The sequence below is a fragment of the Streptomyces sp. NPDC051662 genome, from assembly GCF_040681655.1.
Taxonomy (GTDB): domain Bacteria; phylum Actinomycetota; class Actinomycetes; order Streptomycetales; family Streptomycetaceae; genus Streptomyces.
Map to the genome: position 1 here is coordinate 108,131 of NZ_JBFAZD010000023.1, position 14,358 is coordinate 122,488.

Sequence of the window (14,358 nt, forward strand, 5' to 3'; positions counted from 1 at the left end):
AGGCCCGGTACCCCTGTGGAGGGATACCGGGCCTCGGTGTGTCCGTTCGGCCGGACGTCTACACGTCAGTGGCTGTGGCCGTGGCCGCCGTGACCGGCGTCGGCCTCTTCCTCGGCCGGCTTCTCGACGACCAGGGTCTCGGTCGTGAGCAGCAGCGAGGCGATCGACGCGGCGTTCTCCAGGGCGGAGCGCGTGACCTTGACCGGGTCGATGACGCCGGCCTTCACCAGGTCGACGTACTCGCCGGTCGCGGCGTTGAAGCCGTTGCCCTTCTCCAGCTCCGCCACCTTGGAGGTGATGACGTAGCCCTCAAGACCGGCGTTCTCGGCGATCCAGCGCAGCGGCTCGACGACGGCGCGGCGGACGACGGCGACACCGGTGGCCTCGTCGCCCTCCTTGCCGAGGTTGCCCTCCAGCACCTTGGCGGCGTGCACCAGAGCGGAGCCACCACCGGAGACGATGCCCTCCTCGACCGCGGCGCGGGTCGCGGAGATGGCGTCCTCCAGACGGTGCTTCTTCTCCTTCAGCTCCACCTCGGTGGCGGCGCCGACCTTGATCACGCACACGCCGCCGGCCAGCTTCGCGAGGCGCTCCTGGAGCTTCTCGCGGTCCCAGTCGGAGTCCGTGGACTCGATCTCGGCCTTGATCTGGTTGATCCGGCCGGCGACGTCGGTGGAGTTGCCGCCACCGTCGACGATGGTCGTGTCGTCCTTGGAGATGGTGACGCGGCGGGCGGAGCCCAGCACGTCCAGACCGGCCTGGTCGAGCTTGAGGCCGACCTCCTCGGCGATGACGGTCGCACCGGTGAGGGTGGCGATGTCGCCGAGCATGGCCTTGCGGCGGTCACCGAAGCCGGGGGCCTTCACCGCGACGGCGTTGAACGTGCCGCGGATCTTGTTGACGACGAGGGTGGAGAGCGCCTCGCCCTCGACATCCTCGGCGATGATCAGCAGCGGCTTGGAGCCACCCGCCTGGATGACCTTCTCCAGCAGCGGCAGCAGGTCCTGGATGCTGGCGATCTTGCTCTGGTGGATCAGGATGTACGGGTCGTCGAGGACGGCCTCCATACGCTCCTGGTCGGTCACCATGTACGGGGACAGGTAGCCCTTGTCGAAGGCCATGCCCTCGGTGAAGTCCAGCTCCAGACCGAAGGTGTTGGACTCCTCGACGGTGATGACACCGTCCTTGCCGACCTTGTCCATCGCCTCGGCGATCAGCTCGCCGACCTGCTCGTCCTGGGCGGAGAGCGCGGCGACGGCGGCGATGTCGGACTTGTCGTCGATCGGGCGGGCGGTCGCGAGGAGCTCCTCGGACACGGCCTTGACCGCGGCGTCGATGCCCTTCTTCAGGGCGGCCGGGGAAGCGCCCGCGGCGACATTGCGCAGGCCCTCGCGGACCAGCGCCTGGGCCAGCACGGTGGCGGTGGTGGTGCCGTCACCCGCGATGTCGTTGGTCTTGGTCGCCACCTCCTTCACCAGCTGGGCGCCGAGGTTCTCGTACGGGTCCTCGATCTCGACCTCACGGGCGATCGTGACACCGTCGTTGGTGATGGTGGGGGCGCCGAACTTCTTGTCGATGACGACATTGCGGCCCTTGGGGCCGATCGTCACCTTCACCGTGTCGGCAAGCTTGTTGACGCCGCGCTCAAGGGCGCGACGGGCGTCCTCGTCGAACTTCAGGATCTTCGCCATGGGAGCTTCTCTGTCCTCTCAATGAACCGCGCCCCTGTCCGCCCGGCAATCGCAGGGCGGCCAGGGGCGCGGTCCAAAAGCAATTAGGTGAATTACTTCTCGATGATCGCGAGAACGTCGCGAGCCGAGAGGACGAGGTACTCCTCGCCGCTGTACTTCACTTCGGTGCCGCCGTACTTGCTGTACAGAACGACATCGCCGACGGAGACGTCGAGCGGAAGCCGCTCGCCGTTCTCGAATCGGCCCGGGCCCACGGCCAGGACGACGCCCTCCTGGGGCTTCTCCTTGGCGGTGTCCGGGATAACCAGGCCAGAGGCCGTGGTCTGCTCGGCGTCGAGCGGCTGGACCACAATGCGGTCCTCAAGCGGCTTGATGGCAACCTTGGTGCTGGCGGTCGTCACGATCCGACCTCCCCCTTCGGAGATCTCACGGGGTTAACTGTCTGAGGGTGGCGACCAAATAGATCCGTCGTCGCGGGTGCCGGACCTGTCAGTCGCGCTTTGGCACTCTCCAGTGGGGAGTGCCAGACCCGAGACTATGACTGCGATTAGCACTCGGTCAAGCGGAGTGCCAATGAGCGTGGTCGTGGCGGATCTTTCCCCGCTACGGAAACGCGGCTCCGGGGGCCGGGTTCCTTACAGGTCGGGCAGGACCGAGGGGCAGTGCCGCAGTGGTGGCGACGGCGGCAACGGGGTGGAGAACGGCGGCGACGGCGGGAACGGCGGCGAGGGCGGTGGTGCGGGCGACATCTCGTGCAGCCCGCAGACGGGGCGTACGGGAGCGCCCGGTGCGGACGGGGACGAGGACGGAGGAACGGACGTCGCCCCCGCGCCCGATCCCGGACCCGGCGCCGCCGACCCCGACGCCGATCCAGGTCCGGGGCCCGGCAACGGCAGGGGCACCCGGGGCGGTACCGAGTCATGCGGATTCACCCGCTGCGCCGCCTTGCGGCCGAGTCGTTCGATCGGGTCCATCGGGTCCATCGCGCCGGACGACTGGGCGCAGCCGGCCGCGAGGAGCGCACCGGCTGCCAGCACCCCGGCCAGCAGCCGGTGCGCGGGTCTCATACGTAGTCCTCCAGCCGGCCCACGGCGTATCCCTTGTCCGTGACGACCTTCATCACATGGCGGATCATGTCGGGCATGGAGCCCTTCCACTCGTCCCGTCCACGGAAGTGGGTCAGGATGATGTCGCCGGGGTGCATGTCCCGGTCCCACTCGCGCCACTCCATGTGGTCGGGGAACGCCTCGGACGCCCAGATCGGCGCGGCCTTGATCCCGCACTCCTTCGCGGCGCGCAGCGTGTCGGCGTTGTAGTTGCCGTACGGCGGCCGGAAGAGCGTGGGCCGCTTCCCGTAGTTCTTCTGCAGCAGATCCTGCTGGCCGCAGATCTCCCGCTTCTGCTCCTCGTACGACAGCCCCGGCATATACGGGTGGTTGAGGGTGTGGTTCTGGATGGCGACCCCGCGGTCCCGCATCTGCCCGAAGTAGCCGTAGTTGTCGTTGATGACGTAATCGCTGAGGAAGGCGGTGTAGGGGATCTTCAGTTCGCTCATCATCCGCAGCAGTTCGGGGTCCTTCTCCGAACCGTCGTCCATCGTCAGGAAGACGACCTTCTCGCCGTCGACCGGGACGGTGGTGAACAGCGGCGGCAGATCCTCGCCGCCCTCGACCTCGAAGCCCTCGCGGGTGCTGATCGTCGGCTTGACGGCGGGCGGCCTGGGCGCGGCCAAGGGCGTGCTCGCGAGCCCCCACCTCTGCGCGGCGACGGCGCGCTCGGCCTGGACACGGCGTACGTTCTCGGGCGAGTAGAGCGCGTCGAGTTCTGCCGCCGTCTGCTCGCCCGGCGCCCCGGGGGCGGCGGCCCGGCCCGGCTTCCCGGCGGCGGGCGTGTCGGGCGCGTGCTTCTCCGGTGCGCCGGACTGGGCGGCACATCCCGAGCCGAGGGCTGCGACCAGCAGTGCGGCCAGAACCGTACGGCCGCGCCATCGCCTGGCTACTGGTGCGCGATATGCGGCCTGTGTGGACATCTCTTCTTTTTGTCGTACTAGCTGCATGGCGTCGCATCCTGTCAGCGCGCGGAGCCCGCGAGCGCCCGACACCGCCGCCCCGACGTGTACCGTCCCCCGGCTGGCCCACAATGGGGCGGGTGACCGACCGCGCCTCCTCCCCCGCCGACTCGCCCCCTCCCGGACCGGCTCCCGCCACGCCGCTCCTCGCGCCCCTCCTCTCCGCCGAAGGGCAGGCGCTGCTCGCCGAGTTGCGCGATCACGACCCGGCTCAGGAGCTCGCCCTCGCCACCCGGCTGCGCCGTGAGCATCCGGCCGACCTGGTGTCGGCGGCGCTGGCGCAGGCGCGGCTGCGCCAGCGCGGGGTGGCGAAGTTCGGCGCGGACGACGCGTACCGCATGTACTTCACGCCGAACGGCGTCGAACAGGCCACGCGCGGCAGCGTCGCCGCCCACCGGGCCGCCCGGTTCCGCGCCCTCGCGCCGGCCCCGGAGACCTCCGGGGCCTCCGGAGCCTCCGGGGTCACGGACCTCTGCTGCGGCATCGGCGGCGACGCGATCGAACTGGCCCGTGCGGGACTCGCCGTGACGGCGGTCGATCTCGACCCGCTGACCTGCGAGATCGCCCTCACCAATGTGCGCACCCTGGCGCCGGACGGTCCGCCCGTGACGGTGACCCGGGCGGATGTCCTGGAGTACGACACGACCGGGGCCGACGCCCTCTTCATCGACCCCGCGCGGCGCGGCGGCCGGGGCAGGATCTTCGATCCGGAGGCGTACTCACCGCCGCTGTCCTGGGCGGTCGACGCGGTACGACGGGTCGGCGCGGGCGCGGTCAAGATCGCGCCCGGCATCCCGCACGAGCTGATCCCCGACGACTTCGAGGCCGAGTGGATCTCGGACGGCGGCGATGTGAAGGAAGCGGTGCTCTGGTACCGGCGCGAGGGCGGACAGCGCGAGGGCGGACTGGGCGGGGGCGAGCCCCGGCCCGAACGCGGGCGCGGTGGCCCGGAGGCCGTCGTCCCCGGCACGCGCCGAGCCACCCTCCTGCCGTCCGGCGCCACCCTCACCGGCCGCGGACTCCCCGATCCGCCCGTGCGACCCGTCGGCCGTTTCCTGTACGAGCCCGACGGCGCCGTCATCCGCGCGCATCTGGTCGCCGAGGTCGCCGAGGATCTGGACGGCGGACTGCTCGACGAGACGATCGCGTACATCACGGCCGACGCTCCACGCCCGACACCGTTCGCCACCGCCTACGAGATCACCGACCAACTCCCCTTCGGGCTCAAGAAGCTGAAGGCCCTGCTGCGCGAGCGCGAGGTCGGCGTACTGACCGTGAAGAAGCGCGGCTCGGCGGTGGAACCCGAGGAGTTGCGCCGACGGCTCAAACTCAAGGGCCCCCACACCGCCACGGTCTTCCTCACCAGGGTCGCGGGCGCCCCGACGATGCTCATCGGCCACCCGGTGGAGCAGGCCCGGAACGGGGGACGTTGACGGCGGGAAGGACGAGCGGCCGGATCAGTCCAGGTCGGTCAGCTCGTCCGCGTAGATCTGGGAGAGCGGCTGCGGGCCGATGTACTGCTGGCAGTTGCACCGCCGGCGCTCGTACCGCAGGGGCTTCTTGTTCTCGTCCCACTCCATCGGCACCTCCATGTCCTCATGACATTTGCCCTGCTTGTCATGTTTCGCCAGATGGTGGGTGCAGCCGCAGACGGGCTCCGGGGGCTTGTTGGCCTCTTCAAGGGCCAGCCGCTCGTGCTCCTGGAGTTTGAAGCGCTCGATTCTTCGTTCGTGCCGGGTTCGGAGCGCTGTGCGGCCGGTGTCGGCGATCCAACCGAAACCGCCCACGATGAAGAAGACGAATATCCACCAAATCCATTCCATCCGCCGCCCCTTAACCCTGAATGGCGCATGCGTTCCCTCTTCAGGATAGGACGGACACGGTAGGACTGGCCTCAGCGGTGCGTTCCGCCGCCTCTGCGGACCGGTACCGGCCTCCTCATCAGCTGCTCTGACCAGTACTGATGCCTGACCGACGGGACCAGCCCGAGCAGCCCGGTCGCCAGGAGGGTGATGCCGAGCCCCAGCGCGTACGCGGTCTCACCCAGCGTGGCCGACTCACGGCCCGCCACGCCTCCGGCCCCGGTCGCGGCACGGCCGGTCAGCCACACCCCCACCAGGCACAGCAGCACCGACGGCAGCAGCCACATCACGGACCGCCCGTGCGCCCCCAGACGTGGGTCCGTCACGGGTTCCGGGACGAACCGCGCCCAGGCCTCCAGCCGCTCCCGTATGACACGGCCCCGGCTCAGCCAGAAGCCGACCGCGACCCCCGCCGGGATCAGAAGAACCGCCGCGAGCCCCAGCGCCACCACTCCGCCCGCCAGCCCCAGGCCGCCACCCTCGAAGCTCTGGACCGCCGTCCCCACGGCCGCCCAGCCGACCACGGCGAGCGCCCCCGTCAGCCAGAGCGCCACCAGCCGCCCGAGGGAGAGACCGCGCCTGCTCAGCGCCACCATCACCTGGGTCCGCTCGGCGAGCCGCGCCGCGTGGTCGGGGCATGGGCCCTGCTCCTGGGACGGCGGGGACGGCGGCAGCGGAGCACGGCTGATCATTCGCCAGAGGTTAGCGGTGCGGAGCGGTGTTGACGGACCGGGGTCGGACGCGGTGCCCGGCGCGGTCCGGGGCCACGCCCGGCGCGCCGCTCGCGGCGGTGACCCGCGCGACCGTTCCGTCCGGGCGTCCGCTCACTCCGTCATGGTCATTCGCGGGTGTCCGACACCCAGTTCGGGTCGTCGTTGTCCGAGCGCCGCCCCACCACCCCCTCGGCCAGCCCGCTCAGCCGTCCCAACTGCTCCGGGGCGAGGACGACGTCCAGCGAGCCGATGTTCTCGTCGACCCGGGCGGCCCGCCGCGTACCCGGGATCGGCACCACCGGCAGCCCGAACCGCTCCCCCTGCGCACGGAGCCAGGCCAGTGCCACCTGCGCGGGGGTGGCGCCCAGCTCGGCCGCGAGGCCCCGGACGGCGCGTACGACCGCCTGATTACGGTCGAAGGCGTCACCCGAGAAGCGCGGCAGCCCCGCGCGCCAGTCACCGGCCAGCGCGGCCCGGTCCGTGATCGTGCCGGTGAGGAACCCGCGCCCCAGCGGCGCGTACGGCACGAAGCCCACCCCCAGCCCGGCCGCCATCGGCACCACCGTCCGTTCCACATCGCGGCTCCAGAGCGACCACTCGCTCTGCACGGCCGCGATCGGATGCGTGGCGTGTGCCCGCCGCAGCTCGTCGGCGGTCACCTCGGACAGGCCCAGATGCCGGACCTTGCCCCGCGCGACCAGATCCGCCATGGCTCCGACCGTCTCCTCGACGGGGACGGAGACATCGCGGCGGTGCAGGTAGTACAGGTCAATGGTGTCGATACCCAGCCGCTCCAGGCTCGCGTCCACGGCGGCCCGTACGTACGCGGCGTCACCGCGCGTCGTCATCCCGTCTGTACCCGTGCCCGACTCACCGAGGACGACACCGAACTTGCTGGCCACGGTCACGTCCGCGCGCCGCTCGGCGAGGACTCGGCCGACCAGGCGCTCGTTCTGCCCGGCGCCGTACACGTCGGCCGTGTCGATGAGCGTCACACCCCGGTCGAGGGCGTGACGCAAGGTGGCCAGGGACTCGCCCTCCTCGGCCGGGCCGTAGACATCGGACAGGCCCATCGCTCCATAGCCGAGCGCGCCGACCGCGAGCCCGTCGCCGAGCGTGGTGGTGGGGACGTGGGTCATCGCCGTGTCCTTGGGGATCGCAGAGGGGCGGGGTGGAGGGTGGTCGGGGCCGGCCGCCGCTCCTTCCACACAACCACCGCGCGCCGCGTCCCGCACCATCCGAGTGTCAGACGGTCCGGGCCGGGGCGTGCCCGGGTAGTTTCGGGGCGACCGAGCCGAACGAGGTCCGCCCATGCCACCGCTGTCCTTCGCGTACCTGCTGAGATGGCTGCTGGGCAATGAGCGCTGGCAGCGACTGCATGTGCGGGCGGCCACGTGGGCCGCGCTGGCCGTCGTGGTGATCCTGCTGGCCGGCTCCTGGATCATCGTCCCGTTCGAGGTGTCGGCGCCGCGCGCGACCATCACGTCCTTTCCCCGCGCTCTGTGGTGGTCGATCGAGACGGCGACCACCGTGGGGTACGGGGACCTGTATCCCGTCACCGCGCCGGGGCGCGTCATCGCCACCGTGGTGATGCTCGCCGGGATCTCCGCGTTCAGCATCGTCACGGCGTCCGTCGCCACCTGGTTCGTCAGCGGGGCCGCCCGCCACGCGCGTCAGGTGGCGCTGGCCGTCGAGCACGCGGAGCACGAGGGGAGGGCGGACGTCTCGGAGGGGACACGCGCCCTCCACGAACGCTTCGACCGGCTGGAACGCCTGCTCCTGGACCGCGACGGACCGGCACCACCGAAGGCCCCCTGACCGGCCGCGGTCCCGCCCCCCGCCGGGACCGCGCGTACGACTTGACCCCGCGGCTACGCCTCACGCCTCACGGCTCAGGGCTCACGGCTCACGGCTCACGGCTCACGGCTCGGCGATCTCCCGGAGCTCGACGGTGATGTCGAACTCGTCCCCGTGGATCTCCACAAAGCGCCGGGTCCACTCGATGGCCTGCTCCTTGTCCTTGGCCTGCACGATCGCGTACCCGCCGATGACCTCCTTGGCCTCGGTGAACGGCCCGTCGGTGACACTGAGCCGCCCGCCGCTCTGCCGGAAGCGCACACCCCGCGCGGACGGCGTCAGCCCGGCGGTGTCGAGCAGCACACCCGCCTTGGTCATCTCCTCGATCAACTCGCCCATGCGCCGCATCAGCTCGGGACTGGGCCCACCGGCGGGCGCGTTCTTCTCGTCGCTGCTGACCGTGGACAGATAGCGCGGCATGGTGACTCCTCGGTGTGTACGGCGGGCTGTTTCCCGCCCCTCACCCTTACGTCGAACCGGAGCCTCCCGGATCGACACACGCCGGGAATTCCTTTCAGTGCGTCGCGACCGACTCGAAGCGCCAGCGGTGGGGTGGGCGGGCGATGAGGTCCGGCGGCGGGGTGGGGAGTTCGGGAAGATCCGCGTCGTAGGGGGCGTCCCACCAGGTGATGACCAGGACGCGGTCCTGGGGGGCGCGCAAGAGTTCGCGGCGTAGCGGGGCGTACGGCAGTTCGCGCGCCCGCGCCCACTCCAGCAGCTCCGCGCCCCGGCCGGGCGCCGCTTTCGCCTCCCACATCAGGGCGACCGTCATGAGTACAGATTGTCCTTCGCCACTTCATGCACATGGTCGTGGTCGTGCCGGTGCTGGTGCTGGTGCTGGTGGTCATGCGGCTGCCCCGGCACATGCGGCTCCGTCACCGGCAGCGACGAGTCCGCCGACAGCTCCCAGTCCGACGCGGGCCGGTCGCGCGCCACCATCTCCGCGCCCAGCGCCGCCACCATCGCGCCGTTGTCCGTGCAGAGCCCCGGGCGCGGCACCCGCAGCCTGATGCCCGCCCGTTCGCAGCGCTCCTGGGCGAGCGCGCGCAGCCGGGAGTTGGCCGCGACGCCGCCGCCGATCATCAGGTGGTCCACGCCCTCGTCCTTGCAGGCACGGACGGCCTTCCGGGTCAGTACGTCGACCACCGCCTCCTGGAACGAGGCCGCCACATCCCGTACGGGCACCTCCTCGCCCGCGTTCCGCTTCGCCTCGATCCAGCGGGCCACCGAGGTCTTCAGACCCGAGAAGGAGAAGTCGTACGGCGCGTCGCGCGGGCCGGTCAGTCCGCGCGGGAAAGCGATCGCGGACGGGTCGCCCTCCCTCGCCAGCCGGTCGATCACCGGGCCGCCCGGGAACCCCAGCTGGAGCACTCGCGCGATCTTGTCGAACGCCTCGCCCGCCGCGTCGTCGATGGTCGAGCCCATCGGCCGCACATCGGCCGTGATGTCCGGGGCGAGCAGCAGCGACGAGTGGCCGCCGCTGACCAGCAGCGCCATGGTCGGCTCGGGCAGCCGGCCGTGTTCCAGCTGGTCGACGCAGATGTGCGAGGCCAGATGGTTCACCCCGTACAGCGGCTTGCCCAGCGCGTACGCGTACGTCTTCGCCGCCGAGACCCCGACCAGCAGGGCGCCAGCGAGGCCCGGACCCGCGGTCACGGCGATCCCGTCCAGATCGCGCGCGGAGACCCCCGCCTCCTTCAGCGCGCGCTCGATCGTCGGAACCATCGCCTCCAGATGCGCGCGGGAGGCGACCTCCGGCACCACACCCCCGAAGCGCGCGTGCTCGTCGACGCTCGACGCGATGGCGTCGGCGAGCAGGGTCGTCCCCCGGACGATGCCGACGCCGGTCTCGTCGCAGGAGGTCTCGATACCGAGAACGAGGGGTTCGTCAGCCATGGGTCTCAGTTCCTTGATGGGTCTTCACGTGGTGGCGCATGACGAGCGCGTCGACATTGCCCGGCTGGTAGTAGCCGCGCCGGAACCCGATCGGCTCGAAGCCGAACCGCTCGTACAGCCGCTGCGCGCGGAGGTTGTCCACCCGCACTTCGAGCAGCACCTCCTCGCACTCGAAGGCGGTGGCGTGCTGGAGCAGATCGCTGAGCAGCCGGGAGCCGAGGCCGGTGCCCCACTGGTCGCCGGCGGCGGCGATGGTCTGTACGTCGCCGAGCCCCCCGGCGGCGGCGAGTCCCGCGTATCCGACGATCCGGCGGCTCCCGCCCCGCGTCGTCTCGGCCACCACATAGCGGCGGGTGGCCCGGGGGCCGCGCGCGTGGGCCAGCTCCGACCAGAACATGCCCGGGGACCAGGCGTCCTCGGGGAAGAGGTCGCGTTCGAGGGCGAGCACCGGCTCGATGTCCCACCAGCGCATCTCGCGCAGGACGACGGCGGGAGCCGCCGCTCCGGCCGCGGTCCCCTCGGCCGCGTCGGTCCCGTCCGCCGTATCGGTCGCGTCCGGCGTATCGGTCGCGTCCGGCGCATCAGTCGGGTCCGCCGCATCAGTCGCGTCCGTCACTTCGGCGTGACCACCTTGTAGTTCTTGGGCACCTGCGCGTCGGGCCTGCGCAAGTAGAGCGGCAGCGCCGGCAGGAACTCCCCGCCGGAGGCCAGTCTCTCCGCCGCCAGCGACGCGAGCGCCGCGGCCGACTGGTGCTCGGGGCCGCGGGCGTCCGGGAAGGTGTCGGGGTAGAGCAGCGCCCCGGCACCGACGGCGGGCAGTCCCGCGACCGCCTCCGCGATATCGGCGGGCCGGGCGACGGCCGGTTCGGTCAGCCGGGTGCGGGGGTCCGCGTACCGCGCCCAGTAGACCTCCTTGCGCCGGGCGTCCGTCGCGACCACGAAGGGGCCCTCGGCCCCGGAGGCGTACGCGAGGCCGTCCAGCGTGCACAGCCCCCGCACCGGCACCCCGAGCGCCGAGCCGAGGGTCAGCGCCGTGACCAGGCCGACGCGCAGCCCCGTGTACGGGCCGGGGCCGACGCCGACGATCACGTCCGTGACCGCGTCCAGTTTCAGTCCGGCCCCGGCGAGGACCCGGTCGACGGCGGGCAGCAGCAGTTCCCCATGGCGGCGCGCGTCGACCTGACTCTCCTCGGCCAGGACGGAGCTGCCGTCGTGGAGGGCGACGGTGACGGCGGGCGTGGCGGTATCAACGGCGAGCAGAAGCACGCAAACAGCCTACGGCTCCCGGCCCCAAGGCACGGCGCCCCGCCCCGTCAGCCGCCTGCTGCTAACGTCACCAACTAGTCATACGTACGAGAGGTGGATCAAGGTGTCCAGGAGCAGCTCGGGAATCGTGGCCGGGCTCACCGCGGCTGCCGTCGCCGTGGTCGGTTTCCTCGCCTACCAGGCGTCGGCGAATGTCCCCGACGCCCTCGCCAAGCCCAAGGCACCCCGTACCGCCCCCTCCGGCGCCGCCGGGGCTCCCGCGCAGAAGCCGAAGGACCCGCATGCCCTGCCCGCCGAGTCGGGCGAGGGCGAACGGGTCGTCTACGCGCTGGCCGACCGGCGCGTATGGCTGGTGGAGAAGAACCGGGTGACGCGGACCTTCCCGGTCATGCCGAGCACCGTCAGCCCCGAACCCGGGTCGTATCAGGTGACCTCGCGATCGGGGTCGGTCACGGGCACGGACGGGGTACGGATCGAGCATGTCGTGCGGTTCGCGCTCGTCGGCGATGTCGCGATCGGCTTCAGCGCGGCGGTGGACGGCACGCTGTCGAGCCCCGATCCGACGCTGAAGACCGGCGGCGTCAGGATGAAGGTGGCGGACGGAAACGCGATGTGGACATTCGCTACGGTCGGTTCCAAGGTCGTCGTCGTCCCGTAAGGCCGCACACCAGGGCTCTTGCCCGGACCAGGCTCCGGGGCCACCCGGAGCCCCGGCCCGGCCCGGCCGGCCCTCTTACGCGGCGTCGCGCTGCCTCGCGGCGTCGCGTCTCTGTTCCCGCTCGCGCCGCGACTCCAGCTCCCCGGCCTCCGCGGTCTCCCCGGCCGAGGCCACGGCCGACGGCTCGCACGGCGGCGTGGAGACGGCCGCCGCCGAAGCGCAGGACGCCAGCAGATCCTTCATGGAGACGGACGACGGCGAGAGCGACCGCGTCAGATACGAAGTGGAGCGCGGTCGCGGTTCACGTGCCGGCGCCGGCATGGATGCCTCCTGGTGTTCGGGGGCAGGCGTAGTTAGGTAGACCTAACCACTTCTCCGTACCATGTCACCACGTACGGCACGGCACGCGCAACATTTTGCCGACGTCTTGTCGGAATGTACGGAACGGCTGGCCGAATCAGTGGGCCAGCGCGGCCAGATCCGCGTCCGACCAGCGGCTGCCGAAGCCGGTCAGGGTGACGACGCGCCGTTCGTCAGCGCCGTCGTCGCCCGGCTCAGCCCCCGTATCCGCGTTCGTATCGGCGTTCGCATCCGCGTTCGTGTCCGCGTTCGTGTCCGCGCCCACGGTCCGGTGGATCACCACATGCAGCCGGTCGTCCGACAACTCCTCGACCTTGCCGTCGCCCCACTCCACGACCACCACGGAGTCCGGCAGCGAGACATCCAGATCAAGGTCCTCCATCTCGTCCAGCCCCCCGCCCAGCCGGTACGCGTCGACATGGACCAGCGCGGGGCCGCCGACCAGGGACGGATGGACCCGGGCGATCACGAACGTCGGGGAGGTCACGGCGCCGCGTACGCCGAGGCCCTCGCCGAGGCCGCGCGTGAGGGTGGTCTTGCCCGCGCCGAGTTCGCCGGTCAGCATCACCAGATCGCCGGGGCGCAGGAGGGCCGCGAGTCCACGGCCCAGCTCCCGCATCCGCTCCGGGGTCTCCACGGTGAGGCGGACCGCGGGACGGCCGGCGGGGTCGGAACAGTCGGTACGGCGGGGGGCGGGCGTGGCCTCAGCCGCCGGGCTGTGCGGTGCTTCCATGAGTGCCAACGTTAGCCGCTGCCGGCATCGCGCCCACCCGTGCCAGCAGGTCGGCCAGCCGGTCCGTGACGGCCTCCGGATGCTCCAGGATCACCAGATGACCGGCGTCCGGTACGAGCACCAGCTCCGCGTCGGGCAGCAGATCGCCGATGGCCTCGCTGTGCGTGCTGGGGGTCACCAGATCGCTCTCCCCTGCCAGGACCAGCGCCGGGATCTCCAGGAAGACCGAGAGCGCCTGCGCCTTGTCGTGGTCGGTGAAGGCCGGGTAGAACTCCGCGACCACATCGATCGGGGTCGACTCGATGAGCCGCTCGGCGAACCGTACGACCGCCGGGTCCACATCCTTCGAGCTGAAGGAGTACCGCTTGATCAGCCCCGCGAAGAGATCCGCTGTGGCCCGCCGGCCACGCTCGACCAGCTCGGCCTGGGAGCCGAGCGCCTTGAGCACGCCGGGCAGGACCCGCCGTACGGCGTTCACGCCCGCGACCGGCAGGCCCCAGTTGACCTCGCCGAGCCTTCCGCTGGACGTACCGATGAAGGCGACACCGACGACCCTCTCCCGTACCAGCTCCGGGTACTGGTCGGCGAGGGCCATGATCGTCATCCCGCCCATGGAGTGGCCGACCAGCACCAGCGGGCCCTCGGGCGCCGCCGCGTCGATGACGGTCTTCAGATCGCGGCCGAGCTGGTCGATGGTGACCGGGACCGCGCCGGGGCCCTGCTGGGCGGCGCCGCGCGCGGAGCGGCCGTGGCTGCGCTGGTCCCAGTGGACGGTACGGACGAGTCCGTGCAGGGCGGCGCGCTGGAAGTGCCAGGAGTCCTGGTTGAGGCAGTAGCCATGGCTGAAAACAACCGTGACCGGCGCGGGGGACTTCCGGCCGAAGAGCCTGCGGCGGCGCGGGTCCGCCGCCGGATCCGCGCCGGTCGTGGCCTCCGGGTCGACCTCGTCGGTCTCGTAGTACAGCTCCGTACCGTCGTCGGCGAGCGCCTTGCCCGGGGTGCCGCGCAGCGCGCCGTACGGACCCGACGCGTCGAGCGCGAGCCGGGCCCTTCTGCGCATCCCGCGGCCGACGGTCAGCCTCTCGATCGCGACCCCGGCCGCCGCGCCCGCGGCGATCACGCCTATCGCGGCTCCGGCGACGCCGGCCTTGCGCCAGTTGCCGGTGACCGACGCCATCATGGCGGCAGCCCTGGACGCCGTGTCACCCGCCGCGCTGCTCTCGCTCACCGTGCGCTCCTCGTCGTTCCGCCGGA

The 14,358-nt window shown here is 71.5% G+C and carries 18 protein-coding genes; 3 read left to right on the forward strand and 15 right to left on the reverse strand.

The window, feature by feature from the left end; translation table 11 throughout:
* Nucleotides 1-65 precede the first annotated feature (65 nt).
* The 4 genes from groL to AB0M67_RS31025 form a co-directional block, all read right to left on the reverse strand.
* On the reverse strand, nt 66-1,691 hold the full coding sequence (gene groL / locus AB0M67_RS31010; protein ID WP_365750875.1) for a chaperonin GroEL: 1,626 nt from the start codon (nt 1,689-1,691) through the stop codon (nt 66-68).
* A gap of 92 nt (nt 1,692-1,783) precedes the next feature.
* Entirely contained in the window at nt 1,784-2,092 is a 309-nt protein-coding gene (gene groES, locus AB0M67_RS31015; protein ID WP_023539274.1) for a co-chaperone GroES, read from the reverse strand.
* 234 nt (nt 2,093-2,326) lie between these two features.
* On the reverse strand, nt 2,327-2,758 hold the full coding sequence (locus tag AB0M67_RS31020) for a hypothetical protein (protein WP_365750876.1): 432 nt from the start codon (nt 2,756-2,758) through the stop codon (nt 2,327-2,329).
* Nucleotides 2,755-3,720 carry a polysaccharide deacetylase family protein gene (locus AB0M67_RS31025; RefSeq protein WP_365750877.1) on the reverse strand — a complete coding sequence of 322 codons (966 nt, stop codon included), beginning with the start codon at nt 3,718-3,720 and terminating at the stop codon, nt 2,755-2,757. The genes AB0M67_RS31020 and AB0M67_RS31025 overlap by 4 nt, the downstream gene beginning before the upstream one ends.
* 110 nt (nt 3,721-3,830) lie before the next feature.
* On the opposite strand from AB0M67_RS31025, the gene AB0M67_RS31030 reads away from it, so the two are divergent.
* A complete protein-coding gene (locus tag AB0M67_RS31030) occupies nt 3,831-5,192 on the forward strand; it encodes a class I SAM-dependent methyltransferase (RefSeq protein ID WP_365750878.1) in 1,362 nt (453 codons plus the stop codon).
* A 24-nt stretch (nt 5,193-5,216) separates the two neighbouring features.
* Here AB0M67_RS31030 and AB0M67_RS31035 read toward each other — a convergent pair whose 3' ends face one another.
* The 3 genes from AB0M67_RS31035 to AB0M67_RS31045 form a co-directional block, all read right to left on the reverse strand.
* Nucleotides 5,217-5,582 (reverse strand): hypothetical protein, encoded by a 366-nt coding sequence (locus AB0M67_RS31035; protein ID WP_365750879.1) that lies wholly within the window; start codon nt 5,580-5,582, stop codon nt 5,217-5,219.
* 71 nt (nt 5,583-5,653) lie between these two features.
* Nucleotides 5,654-6,313 carry a hypothetical protein gene (locus tag AB0M67_RS31040; RefSeq protein WP_365750880.1) on the reverse strand — a complete coding sequence of 220 codons (660 nt, stop codon included), beginning with the start codon at nt 6,311-6,313 and terminating at the stop codon, nt 5,654-5,656.
* A 146-nt stretch (nt 6,314-6,459) separates the two neighbouring features.
* Nucleotides 6,460-7,473: an aldo/keto reductase gene (locus AB0M67_RS31045; RefSeq protein ID WP_365750881.1), complete on the reverse strand. Its 1,014-nt coding sequence runs from the start codon at nt 7,471-7,473 to the stop codon at nt 6,460-6,462.
* Nucleotides 7,474-7,645: 172 nt separating this feature from the next.
* Between AB0M67_RS31045 and AB0M67_RS31050 the strand changes: the two genes are divergently transcribed.
* Nucleotides 7,646-8,152, forward strand: a complete 507-nt coding sequence (locus AB0M67_RS31050) for a potassium channel family protein (protein ID WP_365750882.1) — start codon at nt 7,646-7,648, stop codon at nt 8,150-8,152.
* Between the two features lie 102 nt (nt 8,153-8,254).
* Here the strand turns inward: AB0M67_RS31050 and AB0M67_RS31055 are convergent, their stop codons facing one another.
* The 5 genes from AB0M67_RS31055 to tsaB form a co-directional block, all read right to left on the reverse strand.
* Nucleotides 8,255-8,611 carry a YciI family protein gene (locus AB0M67_RS31055; protein WP_365750883.1) on the reverse strand — a complete coding sequence of 119 codons (357 nt, stop codon included), beginning with the start codon at nt 8,609-8,611 and terminating at the stop codon, nt 8,255-8,257.
* Nucleotides 8,612-8,705: 94 nt separating this feature from the next.
* Nucleotides 8,706-8,963 carry a hypothetical protein gene (locus AB0M67_RS31060; RefSeq protein WP_365750884.1) on the reverse strand — a complete coding sequence of 86 codons (258 nt, stop codon included), beginning with the start codon at nt 8,961-8,963 and terminating at the stop codon, nt 8,706-8,708.
* Nucleotides 8,960-10,087 carry a tRNA (adenosine(37)-N6)-threonylcarbamoyltransferase complex transferase subunit TsaD gene (gene tsaD, locus AB0M67_RS31065; RefSeq protein ID WP_365750885.1) on the reverse strand — a complete coding sequence of 376 codons (1,128 nt, stop codon included), beginning with the start codon at nt 10,085-10,087 and terminating at the stop codon, nt 8,960-8,962. The genes AB0M67_RS31060 and tsaD overlap by 4 nt, the downstream gene beginning before the upstream one ends.
* The gene (gene rimI / locus AB0M67_RS31070) at nt 10,080-10,559 is read right to left on the reverse strand and encodes a ribosomal protein S18-alanine N-acetyltransferase (protein WP_365750909.1); all 480 of its coding nucleotides are present in this window, start codon (nt 10,557-10,559) and stop codon (nt 10,080-10,082) included. Before rimI ends, tsaD begins: the two co-directional genes overlap by 8 nt.
* Nucleotides 10,560-10,699: 140 nt before the next feature.
* Nucleotides 10,700-11,353, reverse strand: coding sequence for a tRNA (adenosine(37)-N6)-threonylcarbamoyltransferase complex dimerization subunit type 1 TsaB (gene tsaB, locus AB0M67_RS31075; RefSeq protein WP_365750886.1), 654 nt, complete (start codon nt 11,351-11,353; stop codon nt 10,700-10,702).
* Nucleotides 11,354-11,456: 103 nt separating this feature from the next.
* Between tsaB and AB0M67_RS31080 the strand changes: the two genes are divergently transcribed.
* Nucleotides 11,457-12,011, forward strand: coding sequence for a L,D-transpeptidase (locus tag AB0M67_RS31080; RefSeq protein WP_365750887.1), 555 nt, complete (start codon nt 11,457-11,459; stop codon nt 12,009-12,011).
* Nucleotides 12,012-12,086: 75 nt separating this feature from the next.
* On the opposite strand, the gene AB0M67_RS31085 is transcribed toward AB0M67_RS31080, so the two are convergent.
* The 3 genes from AB0M67_RS31085 to AB0M67_RS31095 all read right to left on the reverse strand — a co-directional run bounded on the left by AB0M67_RS31085 (nt 12,087) and on the right by AB0M67_RS31095 (nt 14,332).
* Nucleotides 12,087-12,332 carry a hypothetical protein gene (locus AB0M67_RS31085; RefSeq protein WP_365750888.1) on the reverse strand — a complete coding sequence of 82 codons (246 nt, stop codon included), beginning with the start codon at nt 12,330-12,332 and terminating at the stop codon, nt 12,087-12,089.
* 136 nt (nt 12,333-12,468) lie between these two features.
* Nucleotides 12,469-13,104 carry a tRNA (adenosine(37)-N6)-threonylcarbamoyltransferase complex ATPase subunit type 1 TsaE gene (gene tsaE, locus AB0M67_RS31090; RefSeq protein ID WP_365750889.1) on the reverse strand — a complete coding sequence of 212 codons (636 nt, stop codon included), beginning with the start codon at nt 13,102-13,104 and terminating at the stop codon, nt 12,469-12,471.
* Nucleotides 13,076-14,332 (reverse strand): alpha/beta hydrolase, encoded by a 1,257-nt coding sequence (locus tag AB0M67_RS31095; protein ID WP_365750890.1) that lies wholly within the window; start codon nt 14,330-14,332, stop codon nt 13,076-13,078. The genes tsaE and AB0M67_RS31095 overlap by 29 nt, the downstream gene beginning before the upstream one ends.
* Between the last annotated feature and the right edge of the window lie 26 nt (nt 14,333-14,358).

What these genes read in the sequence shown, in the direction of transcription:
- groL (WP_365750875.1), bottom strand. Translation starts at nt 1,691, where the DNA reads ATGGCGAAGATCCTGAAGTTCGACGAGGACGCCCGTCGCGCCCTTGAG.
- tsaE (WP_365750889.1), bottom strand. Translation starts at nt 13,104, where the DNA reads ATGGAAGCACCGCACAGCCCGGCGGCTGAGGCCACGCCCGCCCCCCGC.
- AB0M67_RS31035 (WP_365750879.1), bottom strand. Translation starts at nt 5,582, where the DNA reads ATGGAATGGATTTGGTGGATATTCGTCTTCTTCATCGTGGGCGGTTTC.
- AB0M67_RS31050 (WP_365750882.1), top strand. Translation starts at nt 7,646, where the DNA reads ATGCCACCGCTGTCCTTCGCGTACCTGCTGAGATGGCTGCTGGGCAAT.
- tsaD (WP_365750885.1), bottom strand. Translation starts at nt 10,087, where the DNA reads ATGGCTGACGAACCCCTCGTTCTCGGTATCGAGACCTCCTGCGACGAG.
- AB0M67_RS31030 (WP_365750878.1), top strand. Translation starts at nt 3,831, where the DNA reads ATGGGGCGGGTGACCGACCGCGCCTCCTCCCCCGCCGACTCGCCCCCT.
- AB0M67_RS31045 (WP_365750881.1), bottom strand. Translation starts at nt 7,473, where the DNA reads ATGACCCACGTCCCCACCACCACGCTCGGCGACGGGCTCGCGGTCGGC.
- rimI (WP_365750909.1), bottom strand. Translation starts at nt 10,559, where the DNA reads ATGCGCTGGTGGGACATCGAGCCGGTGCTCGCCCTCGAACGCGACCTC.
- AB0M67_RS31020 (WP_365750876.1), bottom strand. Translation starts at nt 2,758, where the DNA reads ATGAGACCCGCGCACCGGCTGCTGGCCGGGGTGCTGGCAGCCGGTGCG.
- AB0M67_RS31085 (WP_365750888.1), bottom strand. Translation starts at nt 12,332, where the DNA reads ATGCCGGCGCCGGCACGTGAACCGCGACCGCGCTCCACTTCGTATCTG.
- AB0M67_RS31025 (WP_365750877.1), bottom strand. Translation starts at nt 3,720, where the DNA reads ATGTCCACACAGGCCGCATATCGCGCACCAGTAGCCAGGCGATGGCGC.
- AB0M67_RS31060 (WP_365750884.1), bottom strand. Translation starts at nt 8,963, where the DNA reads ATGACGGTCGCCCTGATGTGGGAGGCGAAAGCGGCGCCCGGCCGGGGC.
- AB0M67_RS31040 (WP_365750880.1), bottom strand. Translation starts at nt 6,313, where the DNA reads ATGATCAGCCGTGCTCCGCTGCCGCCGTCCCCGCCGTCCCAGGAGCAG.
- AB0M67_RS31055 (WP_365750883.1), bottom strand. Translation starts at nt 8,611, where the DNA reads ATGCCGCGCTATCTGTCCACGGTCAGCAGCGACGAGAAGAACGCGCCC.